General features: G+C 59.6%; 10 protein-coding genes and 1 pseudogene. 1 reads left to right on the top strand and 10 read right to left on the bottom strand.

Features of this window, described 5'->3' with window-relative positions; all coding sequences use genetic code 11:
- Positions 1-46 precede the first annotated feature (46 nt).
- From metH to M3484_RS06135, 10 genes and pseudogenes are all read right to left on the bottom strand, one after another.
- A pseudogene (gene metH, locus M3484_RS06180) lies at positions 47-3,798 on the bottom strand (methionine synthase).
- A gap of 99 nt (positions 3,799-3,897) precedes the next feature.
- Positions 3,898-5,025 carry a flagellar basal body P-ring protein FlgI gene (locus tag M3484_RS06175; protein WP_249496187.1) on the bottom strand — a complete coding sequence of 376 codons (1,128 nt, stop codon included), beginning with the start codon at positions 5,023-5,025 and terminating at the stop codon, positions 3,898-3,900.
- Positions 5,022-6,020 (bottom strand): flagellin, encoded by a 999-nt coding sequence (locus M3484_RS06170; RefSeq protein ID WP_249496186.1) that lies wholly within the window; start codon positions 6,018-6,020, stop codon positions 5,022-5,024. The genes M3484_RS06175 and M3484_RS06170 overlap by 4 nt, the downstream gene beginning before the upstream one ends.
- Before the next feature lie 2 nt (positions 6,021-6,022).
- On the bottom strand, positions 6,023-7,477 hold the full coding sequence (flgK, locus tag M3484_RS06165) for a flagellar hook-associated protein FlgK (RefSeq protein WP_249496185.1): 1,455 nt from the start codon (positions 7,475-7,477) through the stop codon (positions 6,023-6,025).
- A 6-nt stretch (positions 7,478-7,483) separates the two neighbouring features.
- A complete protein-coding gene (locus M3484_RS06160; protein ID WP_249496184.1) occupies positions 7,484-8,809 on the bottom strand; it encodes a flagellar hook protein FlgE in 1,326 nt (441 codons plus the stop codon).
- 84 nt (positions 8,810-8,893) lie between these two features.
- Positions 8,894-9,703 carry a flagellar motor protein MotB gene (locus tag M3484_RS06155; protein WP_249496183.1) on the bottom strand — a complete coding sequence of 270 codons (810 nt, stop codon included), beginning with the start codon at positions 9,701-9,703 and terminating at the stop codon, positions 8,894-8,896.
- A 112-nt stretch (positions 9,704-9,815) separates the two neighbouring features.
- A complete protein-coding gene (gene dnaQ / locus M3484_RS06150; RefSeq protein WP_249496182.1) occupies positions 9,816-10,514 on the bottom strand; it encodes a DNA polymerase III subunit epsilon in 699 nt (232 codons plus the stop codon).
- Positions 10,507-11,109, bottom strand: a complete 603-nt coding sequence (gene coaE, locus M3484_RS06145; RefSeq protein ID WP_249496181.1) for a dephospho-CoA kinase — start codon at positions 11,107-11,109, stop codon at positions 10,507-10,509. Before coaE ends, dnaQ begins: the two co-directional genes overlap by 8 nt.
- Positions 11,106-11,945: a shikimate dehydrogenase gene (locus tag M3484_RS06140; RefSeq protein WP_092900326.1), complete on the bottom strand. Its 840-nt coding sequence runs from the start codon at positions 11,943-11,945 to the stop codon at positions 11,106-11,108. Before M3484_RS06140 ends, coaE begins: the two co-directional genes overlap by 4 nt.
- A complete protein-coding gene (locus M3484_RS06135) occupies positions 11,942-12,577 on the bottom strand; it encodes a Maf family protein (RefSeq protein WP_249496180.1) in 636 nt (211 codons plus the stop codon). Before M3484_RS06135 ends, M3484_RS06140 begins: the two co-directional genes overlap by 4 nt.
- 571 nt (positions 12,578-13,148) lie before the next feature.
- On the opposite strand from M3484_RS06135, the gene rho reads away from it, so the two are divergent.
- The gene (gene rho, locus M3484_RS06130; RefSeq protein WP_092902145.1) at positions 13,149-14,417 is read left to right on the top strand and encodes a transcription termination factor Rho; all 1,269 of its coding nucleotides are present in this window, start codon (positions 13,149-13,151) and stop codon (positions 14,415-14,417) included.
- The last annotated feature ends 9 nt before the right edge of the window (positions 14,418-14,426 follow it).

Genomic DNA, 14,426 nt, shown 5'->3' with positions numbered 1-14,426 from the left:
GTCGGCAGCGGGCTAGCCGATGCCTGACCCCTGGTCAAGGTCGGGCCTATTCCGCCGCCAGTTTTACGCCATTATCAGGGGTGTAATTCAGGATCGGCGCCAGCCAGCGTTCGGCCTCGGCAAGATCCATGCCCTTGCGGGAAGCGTAATCCAGCACCTGATCCCGCTCGACCCTGGCCACGCCGAAATAATAGCTGGCGGGATGGCCGATATAGAAGCCGGACACCGATGAGCCTGGCCACATCGCCATACTTTCGGTCAGCGTGACGCCCGTATTTTTTTCGGCATCCAGCAGGCGGAAGAGGGTGAGTTTCTCGGTATGATCGGGCTGCGCCGGATAGCCCGGGGCAGGGCGGATGCCGGCATAGGGCTCGCCGATCAGCTCATGCGGCTGGAAGGTCTCTGCCGCGCCGTATCCCCAATATTCCTTGCGCACCCGTTCATGCAGCATCTCGGCCATGGCTTCGGCATAGCGGTCAGCCAGCGCCTTGACCATGATCGAGCCGTAATCATCATTCGCCCGCTCATAGCGCGCGGCGATCTCGGCCTCTTCCGGGCCGGCCGTCACCACGAACCCGCCGACATAATCCGGCGTGCCCTCCGGGCCGACGAAATCCGAAAGCGCCACATTCGGACGCCCGTCCCGCTTGGTCGTCTGCTGACGCAGGGTGTGCAGCATAGCCAGGGTTTCGGCACGGTTTTCGCCTGTATAGAGACGAATATCGTCGCCGGTCGCATTGGCGGGCCAGAAGCCGATCACGGCGCGCGGGCGGAACCATTGCTCGGTGATGATGCGCTGCAGCATGTCCTGGGCGTCTTCGAACAGCTGGCGCGCAGCCTCGCCCTGCTTTTCATCCTCGAGAATACGGGGGTAAACGCCTTTCAGCTCCCAGGTCTGGAAGAAGGGGGTCCAGTCGATATAGCGCGCGATATCCGCAAGATCCCAGTCTTCGATCACCCGGGCACCGGTGAATTGCGGGGCAGGGGGGGCATAGCCCGTCCAGTCGATTTTGAACGCATTGGCGCGGGCGGCTTCCAGTGGCAGGCGTTTCTTTGCCAGTTCGGCGCGTTCGTGACGCTCTGCCACCTCGACATATTCGGCCTGGATCGACGCGATATAGGGCTCTTTCTGCGTTTCACTGAGCAGCTGGCTGACCACGCCGACCGCACGGCTGGCATCCAGCACATAGATCGCCTGGCCTTTATGGTAGCGCGGCGCGATTTTCACCGCCGTATGCACCTTCGACGTCGTCGCGCCGCCGATCAGCAGCGGAATGCTGAAACCTTCACGCTCCATCTCCGAGGCCAGATGCACCATTTCATCAAGGCTGGGGGTGATCAGGCCGGAAAGCCCAATCACATCAACCTGTTGTTCGCGCGCGATCTCAAGGATCTTCTGCGGCGGCACCATCACGCCAAGGTCGATGATCTCGTAATTATTGCAGGCCAGCACGACACCGACGATGTTCTTGCCGATGTCATGCACATCGCCTTTCACCGTCGCCATCAGCACCCGGCCAGCGGAACGGCGCATCTCGCCACCCTGAGCCGCCTTTTCCTCTTCCATATAGGGCAGGAGCACGGCGACAGCCTGTTTCATCACCCGTGCCGATTTCACCACCTGGGGCAGGAACATCTTGCCGGCGCCGAACAGGTCACCGACGACATTCATCCCCGCCATCAGCGGGCCCTCGATCACATGCAGCGGGCGGGCGGCCTGCTGGCGTGCAACCTCGGTATCCTCTTCGATGAACTCGGTGATGCCATTCACAAGCGCATGTTCGAGACGTTTTTCCACAGGCCAGTCGCGCCATTGCAGATCGCGCACCTTTTCCTCGCGCGCGCCACCGCGGAATTTTTCCGCGATTTCCAGCATGCGTTCGGTCGCGTCATCACGACGGTTGAGGACGACATCCTCGCAGGCCTCGCGCAGCTCGTGCTCGATCTGGTCATAAACGGCGAGCTGGCCCGCATTGACGATGCCCATATCCATACCGGCCTGAATGGCATGGTAGAGAAAGACGCAATGCATCGCCTCGCGCACAGGTTCATTGCCGCGGAAGCTGAATGAAAGGTTCGAAACTCCGCCCGAGATGTGACAATGCGGCAGGTTCTGGCGGATCCAGCGCGTCGCCTCGATGAAATCGACGCCGTAATTATTGTGTTCCTCGATACCGGTCGCGACCGCGAAAACGTTCGGGTCAAAGATGATATCTTCCGGCGGGAAGCCGATTTCCTCGGTCAGGATGCGGTAGGCCCGGGCGCAGATCTCGGTCTTGCGCTGGAATGTGTCGGCCTGGCCCGTCTCGTCAAAGGCCATGACCACCACAGCCGCACCGTAGGCCAGGCACAGACCGGCATGGTGGCGGAACTGATCCTCCCCCTCTTTCAGGCTGATCGAATTGACGATCGGTTTACCCTGAACGCATTTCAGCCCGGCCTCGATCACCTCCCATTTCGAGCTGTCGATCATCACCGGCACGCGGGCGATATCAGGTTCGGAGGCGACAAGGTTGAGGAATTCGACCATCGCGGCCTTACTGTCGATCAGCCCTTCATCCATGTTGATGTCGATGATCTGGGCACCGTTTTCCACCTGATCACGCGCCACGTCCAGCGCAGCGGCATAGTCGCGATTGGTGATCAGTTTGCGGAATTTGGCCGAGCCGGTGACGTTGGTACGCTCGCCGACATTCACAAACGGGATGTCGGGCGTGAGGATGAAGGGTTCCAGCCCCGAGAGACGAAGATAGCGGCTCATTTTTGGATCTCGCGCGGTTTATGGGGGCGGACGGCGTCTGCAATGGCCTGGATATGGCCGGGCGTGGTGCCGCAGCACCCGCCAACCACATTCACCAGCCCGTCGCGGGCAAAAGTCTCAACCTGGGCGGCGGTGTCTTCGGGTCCCTCGTCATATTGACCAAACGCATTGGGCAAGCCGGCATTCGGATAGGCGCAGGTGAAGGTTTCAGCCACCGTGGAAAGTTCCACAAGATGCGGGCGCATCGCGCTGGCCCCGAGCGCACAGTTCAGCCCGATGGTGAAGGGTTTTGCGTGTCGCACCGAATGCCAGAACGCCGTCGGGGTCTGCCCCGAAAGTGTGCGGCCCGATGCATCGGTAATGGTGCCCGAAATCATCACGGGCAGCCGGCTTCCATGTTCTGCAAAGGCACTGAGGCAAGCGAAAATGGCGGCTTTGGCGTTCAAAGTGTCGAAAATCGTTTCGATCAGGATGATATCGGCGCCGCCCCGGATCAGGCCCCGGATCTGTTGGGCATAGGCTTTGTGGAGATCATCGAAAGTCACCGCGCGATAACCCGGATTGTTGACGTCAGGGCTGATCGACGCTGTCCGGTTGGTCGGGCCAACGGCTCCGGCCACAAAGCGCGGCTTGCCGTCAATGGCTGTGGCCCGGTCCAGCGCGCGGCGAACGATGCGGGCCCCCTGGACGTTCAGATCGTCTACCGCTGCTTCCAGCGCATAATCGGCCTGCGCGATGGTCGTCGCCGAGAAGGTGTTTGTCTCAACGATATCGGCACCAGCCATGGCATAATTGAAATGAATTTCCTCGATGGCCTCTGGCTGGGTCAGGATCAGAAGATCGTTATTGCCCTTTTGCGGGTGTTCGGAGTGATGCCGGCAGGCACAACCGGAACCATGGCCGGAATAATCCTCTTCTGTCAGCCCGAGGCCCTGGATCTGGGTTCCCATCGCCCCATCGAGAATGAGAATCCGCTGCCGTGCAGCGGCTTCCAGGGCGGCGAGAGCCGGAGTGGGGGGGAGAATGAAGTTCTGCATGTATCCGGCGTTCCTGGTTCGCGCGGACCATATGAGACCAGATGCCTGTTGTGAAATTCATAATACTGGGGAATATTATGAGATATTTCGAATATTATCCTACTGGATAACAAATTCTGCGTGTAACGCGCCAGCCGCATGGATGCTTTTGAGAATATCGATCATGTCATGCGGCTGAACACCCAATGCGTTCAGGCCGGAAACCACTTCGGACAGGCTGGTACCACCGGCAACTTCTGCCAGGCCACCGCCTTCCGTGGTGATTTCAGCATTGCTTCTGGGCACCACAACGGTTTCACCTTCTGCAAAAGGGTTGGGCTGGATTGCGATAGGGTACTCTTCTACACGCAGGGTAAGATTTCCCTGTGCCACCGCAACACGGCTGATCCGAACATCAGCACCAATCACGATTGTACCGGATCGCTGATCGACCACCACCCTGGCCCTGGTCGCGGGGTCGATCCGCAGGCTTTCAATCCTGGCTATGGCATGTGCCGGAGAACCACCGCCAATACGGCCAAGGTCGAGCGCAACCGTGCCCCCGTCCAGCATCGTCGCCGAACGTGAGCCAAATTCCTGATTGATGGCCCGTTCAATTCTGGCGGCTGTCGTAAAATCTGCCGATTTCAGCGCAAGCCGCAAAACTGAAACCTGATTGAAATCAAACGGAACCTCACGCTCTACCCGTGCGCCGGAGGGGATCGTCCCTGCCGTTGGCACGCCCTGGACAACCCGAGCTGCATCGCCTTCGGCAGAGATCCCGCCTGCAATGATGGTCCCCTGCGCCACCGCATAGATCTGGCCATCCGCACCATTCAGCGGCGTCATCACAAGCGTTCCACCAAGCAGGCTTTTCGCATCGCCAATGGCCGAAACCGTTATGTCAATCCGCGCCCCGGCCCGGGAAAATGGCGGCAGGGTTGCGGTGACGAAAACGGCCGCGACATTTTTGGGACGCGAGGCTTCACCGACGACGTTGACACCAAGCCTCTCCAGAAGATTTGCCATAATCTCTTCTGTGAACGGTGAGTTCCGGATGCCGTCACCGGTTCCGTTCAACCCTACGACAAGACCATATCCCACGAGATCGTTGCCTCTGACCCCGTCGATTTCGACCAGATCTTTGATACGAACCGGCTGCGCGAGGACCGGGATCGACAAAGCGAGGCTTGAGACAAGCAGCAGGATCAGACCTTGTAGGGCGTAGGCGAAGATATTCGGTTTCACCGGAGATATCCCGTCAGGCTGAGTTGTGACAGTCGCGCTGTGATGGTGTAGAATGCGTCCAGTCTGCTTTCGAGATCCTTAAGGCGCACCGTAGCCTCATAGGGATCTGCTTCGGTCAGGCCGTTGCGCGTCAGAGCAAGTGCCGATTTCTCTGCGGAATTCCGGCTTTGTGCCTGAGACAGTTGTTGCTCAACCGTGCCGATCCTGCCGGCAAGGACAGTCCTCGCTTCGGAAGAGTTGAAAAGATTCTCACCCGCCCTGAGCGCAAGCACAGACCGCGAGGCGTGATCTCCTGTAAAGAGACCCCGGTCAAGCAAAGCCACCTTAGAGAGGCCCGCCAGTGTCGCGCGGATTGCAGGGTCAAGGGCAGTGAAGGGAAGCGACGCCGTCTCGCCAGGTGCCACATTGAGGCCAGCCCGACCCTGGCCTCCGGTGTATAATGCCTCATATCCGGCGGTCCCGTTGAACCAGTCATCTATTGCATTGGAAATGTCGTCGACATCCGTCAGGCCGGCGATCGCGCTCTCGAGTGCCGTGAGTATCGTCTCGGAACCGGGCAAAGCCAGTCGGTCTGAAGCGTCGCCGCCAAAAACCGATTTGTCGGCAAGGCGGGTGTTTAGTGCTGAAATGGCAGTGTTGAAATCACGCATGCCGGTGGGCAGGATCGAAGAAAGCAGGGTGTCAGACGCGCCACTGGTTGTTCGAAGCAGGTTGGCCGCAAGCTCTGTGGTCGCTTCAGAGATGACAGATAACGCGCGCTGCATCGTCTCGCCCATCAGGGTAAGTTCGGTGGTGGCAGCGGCAAACCCGACAAGCCGGGCAAGAGCATGATCTGTGGCGGCCAGAGCTGAGAAGTCGCCACGCAAGGCTTTACCCTGATCAAGGAATTTACCGGTCGTCATCTCTTGCGTGGCCTTTTGCAGGCCCGCACGAAGTTCAGACGACTGTCGGAGAAGTGCCGGGGTCAGAAACGGGTTTGAGCTTATGCGTTCCATCGTCAAAGCCCCAACAGTGTTCTGATCATTTCGTCCACGACCTGAATGACCCGCGCATTGGCCGCGTAGTTTTTCTCGATCACCAGCAGCGACTGCAGTTCCTCATCGGTGTTCACGCCCGATGCCGCCTCAATATCGGACAATGCCGTGTATCTCGCGGCGGTATAGCTTTGTTCGGTCTCTTGCGTGACACGCTGGGAGGAGGTTCGGGACAAAATGGCTGCGGCGAGGCCTGCAAGGCTTCTGCTGCCGCCGGGGATCAGTGATGCGATGGTTCGGTTGGTGTTCAGCGCAGTGGAGAGTGAATTGAGAAGCGTGGAGTTTCCAACAGCGCCCGGCATGGGCGCGCCGAGCCCGTCGCGCAGCCGCGTGACCTCGCCGCCTTTCAGAGGATCTGCGGCGAAATTCAATGCGATACGTGACGCGAGACCCACCTCATCAGCGGGATCAAAGGCCAGACCGCCATCGGTGAACAATCCGGGGGCGCCAGCAGGAAAAGTGGGATCGAGACCCGCTGCGCTGAACCTTTCAATCATGTCACGCGCCATTGCGTCGAGCAGAGACTGGCCTTCAACAGCCAGTTCGTCGCGAACCGCGAAGAGCGCCCCGAGCTCTCCACCGAGGATCATGCTGCTGCTGCCGGTGGTTGCCATCGGTTTGCCATTGATGGTCAGCCCGTAGAGGCCACCACTGGCCTGGGTCATTTCAGGCACGATTGTATGGACTTCGGTGAAGCCGAAAGTCACGGGGTTACCGTCCAGCAGGACGGCGCCCCCGGCAGAGATCAGCGCAACCTGATTGCCGTCTCGTGGCATTTCCTTCAGCGGAATGATGCTGGCGATGCTGTCGATCACCTGCTGGCGCTGATCCATCAACGCCGAGACATCCCTACCGGAGCCGCTGTGAGAGGCGATCATCCGGTTCAGCTCCTGAACCTGGCGCAGGCTGCTGTTAAGACTTTCCACAGCCGAAGCGATGCCCTTCTCTGCCTTGAGGCGTTCAGCTTGGATGGCTTCACTCGCCTGATTCAATCCCGTGGCAAGGGATCTTGCTGCCGAAACCGCAGCAGAAAGCCTTGCCTCGGATTCGGGATGGCTCGCGGCTTCAATCAAGGTGGTGTCCAGCGTGCTGACGCGGGAAACGAGAGAGCCCGGAGATTCGGTTGTGCCCAGAATGGTCTCAAGCCGGTTGAGAAATCCCGCCTTTGTCGCGCTTTCACCCGCAGCGGCCTGAGCGCCCCTGCGGTCATTGATCAGATAGAGATCTGCATGTCTGGTAATGCCGACCACGCGCACGCCCTGACCCGATCCTCCGAGGTTAAGAGCCGAAAGCGAGACGGAACGGCGCGCATAGCCCGAGGTCGTTGCATTGGCGACATTGTTGGACACCGCCTCGGCCTGCCGCGAGGTGGCGGTCAGTCCGGTCAGCGCGGAATTGAGGGCCGAGGTGATGCTCATTTTGCGCTACCGTTTGATATTGGTGGTTTCCTGCAACATTTCGTCGACGGTCTGGATGACCTTGGCGTCGGACGAATAGGCCCGCTGGGTCTGAATCAGCGAGGTCAGTTCTGCCGCGACATCGGTTGTCGACCCCTCACGGGCATAGCCTTCGATCGAGCCGGTCGGGCCGTCACCGGCATCCCAGAGGAAGAAGGAGCCCGATTGCGGCGAGACCTGATAGGTCTGGTTATGCAGCGAGATCAGGCCATTGGGGTTCGGCACATCGACCAGCGGGATCTGGTAAAGCACGCGGTTGAACCCGGTATCATAGGTTGCGATGATATAACCGTTCGGATTGATCTCGACCGTGGTGAGATTGCCGACCGGGGACCCGTCCTTGGTGATCTGCACCGGCGCAAAGTCATCGGAAAGCTGGGTCAGACCATTCGGATCACCGACGCGGCCGATAGCCACGCTCATCGGGCCGCCTGCCACGGTCAGCGGCAGGGTTCCGGTGGCACCGTCATAAGCCGGCCAGGCCGGTACCGCCGGAACCGCAACAACTGTCGCGAGCGTGCCGCCGGCCGCGCGGGAATCGTCGAAGGTCAGAACATATTCCCCGATGATCGCATTATTGCTGGCTGAATCGCGGATCACCATGGTCCAGGTGTTCGATGGCGGGCTGCCTGCCGCCGGAACGGTCGGTGTAAAGTTGAAATCCAGCGATTCCGACGTGCCGAGATTACCGAAATATTCGATCGCGAAGGGCAGCGGATCGCCGGTGGCGCCGGCTTCGGTAGCGGTAGCGGGAAGGTTGACCCCCGCCGTGATCTGGGTGGTCGGATCGCCGGCGGTCTGGTTCGCATTGATCACAACAGGTACGAGGCCAGTGATCGTATCCCGCGGGAAGACCGGAATGGTGCCATCCGAAGTGGCAGGCCAGCCCATCAGCACCAGACCGGACTGGGTTTTCAGCACGCCATTCGCATCGGTGCGGAAAGAGCCGGTCGTCGTCATCAAAAGCGCGCGGTCCACTGAATTGGTGCCCAACGAAACTTCGGTGATCACCGGCAGCATGCCGCGCCCCGAAACCGCGATATCCAGCGGATGCGAGGTGCCCACGAGGCCGCCGCGCTCTTCGATCAGACGCATTGTCGAGGCGCGAACGCCGCCTGCCGAATAGGTGCCAGAGCCGCGATTGTTCGTGATCACCATGCTGGAGAATTCAGCATGGGCGCGTTTATAGCCGAAAGTGCCCGAATTCGCGATATTGTCTGAGATCGTCGCGAGCCGCGTCGCGTTGGCGCTGAGCCCGGCTACGCCGGCATTGAGCGCGGAGGAAATCGTCATCAGTCGCACCTTTATCCTGAATGAGCTTGCGACAGGTTTGGCCCGCAGGACTGAATTTTCCGCTAACAGATAAAATTATCGGGATTACCGGTCACGCCGCAGCAGCACGATCTCGATCCGGTTGTTGCGGCGGGAGGCCGGATCGGCCACGGCGGGCTTACGGTCGGCAAAGCCCCCGATGCGGCTGAACCGGGTCGCCTGAATGCCGGCCCCCTGGAGCAGGCTGCGCATGGCACGGGCACGGTCGGCCGTCAGTTCCCAGCCCGGATTTTCAACCAGCGGCACCGGATAGCTTTGCACATAGGCATTCACCGCAAGGCCATTCACGGTCAGATTGAGCACCTCGGCCAGCATCCGCGCCAGTTGAACGGTAACCTCCTGCGGCTCGGCGGTATGGCCTTTGAACAGGCTGGCCTCATCAAGATCGAACAGTTCGATCACAAGGCCCTCATCGGTGACCCGGGTGACAACATGGCGCATCAGTTGTTCCATGGTACGGCTTTCACCGCCACGGTCGAACAGGGCGTCTTTGACGGTTTTCACCATCTCGGCCTGGGCTTTTTCCTCGGCCTCGCCGGCCCCTGTCTGGCTGGCGAGACCACCGCGGCCCATCGCCGTCCGATCCTCTTCGGAAAAAATCGACTCCCCGCCCAGCGTGCCGTCGCCGCCCCCTGAAACCTTGCTGAGCGGGATAGACGGATTGAAGTAATCCGACAGGCCCTTACGTTGTTTTTCTGTCGTCGCATTCAGCAGCCACATCAGCAGGAAGAAGGCCATCATTGCGGTCACGAAATCCGCATAGGCCACTTTCCAGGCGCCACCATGATGGCCGCCGCCCGAAACCACTTTCTTCCGTTTGATGATGACTGGCGGCGCATTGCTTTGCCCGGCCATTCCCGTCACCCTTTTCACTCACCCTAGGACAGGATCACAGATCAGAGTGAAGAACGCCTTAAAGTTCTGATTTTTAGGGAATAGTCCAGAAAATGCCCGGATCTGCGGCGGCTCAGTTCCGCTTCAGCCAGATGGCGGCATCGCCCAGTTTCGCAACAAAAGCCTCATGTGCGGCGGTTTCCGCAGCGGTGATCCGAGCGGGCAGTGCGGTCGGGCGGGGACGGGGACGCCAGTCTCCGTCCGTCTGCGCGCCGCTTGCGGGGCTGTTGTTTTGCACCGGCGCCAGCACGAGGTCGGGCTGACGACCGCCGACCAGCTCAAGGTAAACCTCGGCCAGAATTTCGCTGTCGAGCAGCGCGCCATGTTTTTCACGCCGGGAATTGTCGACCCCAAAACGCCGGCAAAGCGCGTCCAGAGAGGCTGGCGAGCCGGGAAAACGTTGCCGCGCGATGGCCAGCGTGTCGATGGCGCGCGCCCAGGGGATGTCGCCCAGCCCCATACGCTTCAGTTCGAAATTCAGAAACTTCATATCAAAGGCTGCGTTATGGATCACCAGTTTCGCATCACCGACGAAATCCATAAATGCCTGGCCGATTTTCGCGAAAACCGGCTTGTCGCTGAGAAACTCGCTGCTGAGCCCGTGCACCTCGAAGGCGCCCTGCGGCATGTCGCGTTCTGGGTTGATATATTGATGATAAACCTTGCCGGTGGGCAGGTGGTTGAACAGTTCCACCGCGCCGATCTCGACGATGCGGTCGCCCTGTTCCGGGTCAAAGCCGGTGGTCTCGGTATCAAGGACGATTTCACGCATTCTGGCCCGCCATTCCTGCGCGCAGATGCGCGATCAGCGCCTGTACATACGCCCGGGTGCTGTCGATTGACAGGGTTTCGACAATATGGGTGGCGCGGGAGCGCTTGTCCTGGTCGGGCATCTGGCGCGAGAGGATCAGGTCAAGCTGTGCCGCCGTCATACCGGGCCGTGCAAGGACGCGGGCGCGTTGCAAAGCGGGGGGTGCGGTGACCAGCAGCGTCGCGTCACATTCCCGGTCGATGTCTTTCTCAAACAAAAGCGGCACATCGAGAAGCAGGATATCACAGCCGGTATGGGCCAGAAACCCGGCGCGATCTTCCGCAACAAGCGGATGGATCAGCTGTTCCAGCTCTTTCAGGCGCGACGGTTCAGCCGCCAGAAGCACCTTTAATGTTTCCCGTGAAACACCCTGGTCGGAAACCGCTTCAGGAAAAGTTCCGGCCAGAGCTGTGGCGCCCTTTGCCCCGGGGGCATAAAGCCGGTGCACCGCCGCATCCGCATCCCAGACCGGGATACCCGCATCCGAGAACATTGCGGCCGTGGTAGATTTCCCCATCCCGATGGAGCCGGTCAGGCCAAGGCGAAACGTTTTCATGCGTTTAAGACCGCGAGCCGGGTCTCATCATCCACCACGGGACGTTTGCCGAACCAGCGCTCGAACCCTGGCACGGCCTGGTGGAGCAACATTCCAAGCCCGTCGACGACAGTGCAGCCGCGCGCCTCAGCCTCGACCAGCAGGCCGGTTTTCAACGGCGCGTAGACAATGTCGGTTACAAGGCAGCGCTGGCTGATCCGGTCGAGATCAATGACAAGGTCCGGCTTGCCGGTCATCCCGAGCGAGGTCGTATTCACCAATGTGGCACAACCTTCGATCATCGCGCCGACATGGGTCCAGTCCCAGACCACCACTTTCGCCCCGAAATCCGAACGCATGGCCTCGGCCCTGGGGCGGGTACGGTTGACGATGCGGATCTCGGGCGCGCCGACCTCGATCAGCGCCGCGACAACGGCACGGGCCGCGCCACCGGCGCCCAGCACCGCAGCCGGACCGGCGGCAGGATCCCAGAAAGGCGCATTCTGCCGCAGATTGGAAATAAAGCCTGACCCGTCGGTATTATCCGCATGGATCTTACCATCTTTACGGAAAATCAATGTGTTAGCAGCCCCGATCAGCGCCGCGCGATCGGTGATGATATCGGCGATCTTCAGGATCGCCTCTTTATGCGGGATGGTGACATTGGCCCCCACAAAGCCCATCTGTGGCAGGGTGCGCAGGACATGTGCCAGATCCTGCGGCGCCACATCCATCGGGATATAATGCCCCGCCAGACCATAGCGTTTCAGCCAATAGCCATGCAGCGCCGGGCTGCGGCTATGCGCGATCGGATGGCCGATCACACCGGCCAGCGGAATACGCGGATGGTCAGTCATGCGGGAATGTCCCCTCTCAGCGAAAGCCAGTTCAGAAGGGGAAGCAAGGGCAGCCCCAGAATCGTGAAATGATCCCCTTGGATCGAGGAGAACAACCGAACGCCTTCCTCTTCAAGCCGGTATCCACCGACGGAATGACGGATTTTCTCCCAGTTGCGCAAGATATAGCCGTCAAGCCACAGATCACCGAAATCCCGCATCGTAAGCCGGGCCTCGCCGATATGACGCCAGAGCGGCTGTCCTCCCTGACAAACCACCACCGCCGAGATCAGGCGGTGGGTTTTGCCCCGCAGATCCGTCAGCTGGCAGCGCGCTTCCTCAGCGCTTTCGGGTTTGGCAAAGATCCGGCCGTTCATCTCCAGCAACTGATCCGAGCCGATCACCAGCGCCTCTGGCCGCTTGCCCGAGATTTTCAGCGCCTTGGTTTCTGCCAGCGTATCGGCGATGTCGCGCGGCTTTGCGCTTTCGGCCTCCAGAGCGCGGCGAATGCTGTCTTCATCCACCCGCGCGGCAAGGCTCTCAAACTCCAGCCCTGCCGCCCGCAACAGGGCGATTCTCGTCTCCGAGGCTGAGGCCAGCACCAAAGGCGGCATTTTCTTGCCTGCTACATCTTCGGGAACATCTGAGAGCACTTGTGGATAATCCTGTTTTGTTCGCGGGACGACTCGGGCGGTTATCCCATGCCGGAAGGCCAGGGCCAGGATATCCTGACAAAGCGCCGGCCCGCGACCCCCGGTTATCCCACTGCGTATGCTGTTTTCCACCATCGGCCAGGGCAAAGGCTTTGCCCGGGCTGTGACATTTCTCCTCCACAGGCAGATAGCTGAAAACCATTTTCTAAGAACATGATATAAATAGATAAATCAAAATTCCATGGATTTTTTCCCAATCTTTCCCACTTCTGTCCACAGGTGGAAAACTCAAGGGAAAATGCCCCGGAACTGCCGCTATCCTGTTATCCTCAGGCCCTACAACAACAACATCCTTCATATCTTTTTCTTAAATATATTATGAACTCTGCACAGTTTCGGCCTCGCGGAAGGTCTTTCGACTTATGAACGCCAGTTTTGCTCAGAATGATTGACTTACAGCGCCAGCCCCCCTATCTGCAGGCAATGCGGGGCCGTCCGGTCCTGACGCTTCCCTATTTCAGCCTCTGATCCAGCACCGCGCCACATGCGCGTCTGGCATAATGGTATTGCGATGACAGAACGCCTCAACCTCTCCGATCTCAAGGCCAAGACCCCGGCCGATCTTCTCGCTATGGCGGAGGAGTGGGAGATCGAGAATGCGCCCTCGATGCGCAAGGGCGAGATGATGTTCCAGATCCTCAAGGAACATGCCGAGGAAGGCTGGGAAATCGGCGGCGATGGCGTGCTCGAGGTGCTTCAGGACGGTTTCGGCTTTCTGCGCAGCCCTTCGGCGAACTACCTGCCCGGCCCCGATGACATCTATGTCGGACCCGAGATGATCCGTCAGTTTTCGCTGCGCACCGGTGATTCCATCGAAGGCGTGATCAAGGCGCCGTCCGAGAATGAGCGCTATTTCAGCCTGGTAAAGGCGACGCTGATCAATTTTGACGATCCCGAACGCGCGAAACACAAGGTCCATTTCGACAACCTGACACCGCTTTACCCGGAAGAGCGGCTGAAGATGGAAATCGAGGATCCGACGATCAAGGACCGCTCGGCCAGGATCATTGATCTGGTGGCGCCGATTGGTAAGGGCCAGCGGGCGCTGATCGTGGCGCCGCCGCGCACGGGTAAGACGGTTCTTCTGCAAAATATCGCGCGCTCGGTCGCCGCGAACCATCCGGAATGCTATCTGATCGTTCTGCTGATCGACGAGCGGCCCGAGGAAGTTACCGATATGCAGCGTTCGGTGAAGGGTGAGGTTGTGTCCTCGACCTTCGACGAGCCGGCGACGCGCCACGTGGCTGTGGCCGAGATGGTGATCGAAAAGGCCAAACGCCTGGTCGAACATAAACGAGATGTTGTGATCCTTCTTGATTCGATTACAAGACTTGGTCGCGCCTTTAACACTGTCGTGCCGAGCTCGGGTAAGGTGCTGACCGGTGGTGTCGACGCCAACGCACTGCAACGCCCGAAGCGTTTCTTCGGTGCTGCACGGAATATCGAAGAGGGCGGTTCGCTCACCATCATCGCAACCGCACTGATCGATACCGGCTCGCGGATGGATGAGGTGATCTTCGAAGAATTCAAAGGCACCGGTAACTCTGAGATCGTGCTGGATCGGAAAGTGGCCGATAAGCGCGTCTTCCCGGCGATGGACATCCTCAAATCCGGCACAAGGAAAGAGGATCTTCTGGTCGACAAATCCGATCTGCAGAAGACCTATGTGCTGCGCCGCATCCTGAACCCGATGGGCACCACCGATGCCATCGAATTCCTGATCGGCAAGCTGAAACAGACCAAGTCGAATTCCGAGTTCTTCGACTCGATGAATACCTGATCCGGAGGC

Source organism: Pseudomonas sp. GX19020, assembly GCF_023371075.1.
Taxonomy (GTDB): Bacteria; Pseudomonadota; Alphaproteobacteria; order Rhodobacterales; family Rhodobacteraceae; genus Pseudogemmobacter.
Note: the sequence above shows the minus strand (reverse complement) of the source record. Positions and strands in the feature narration are given on the sequence as shown.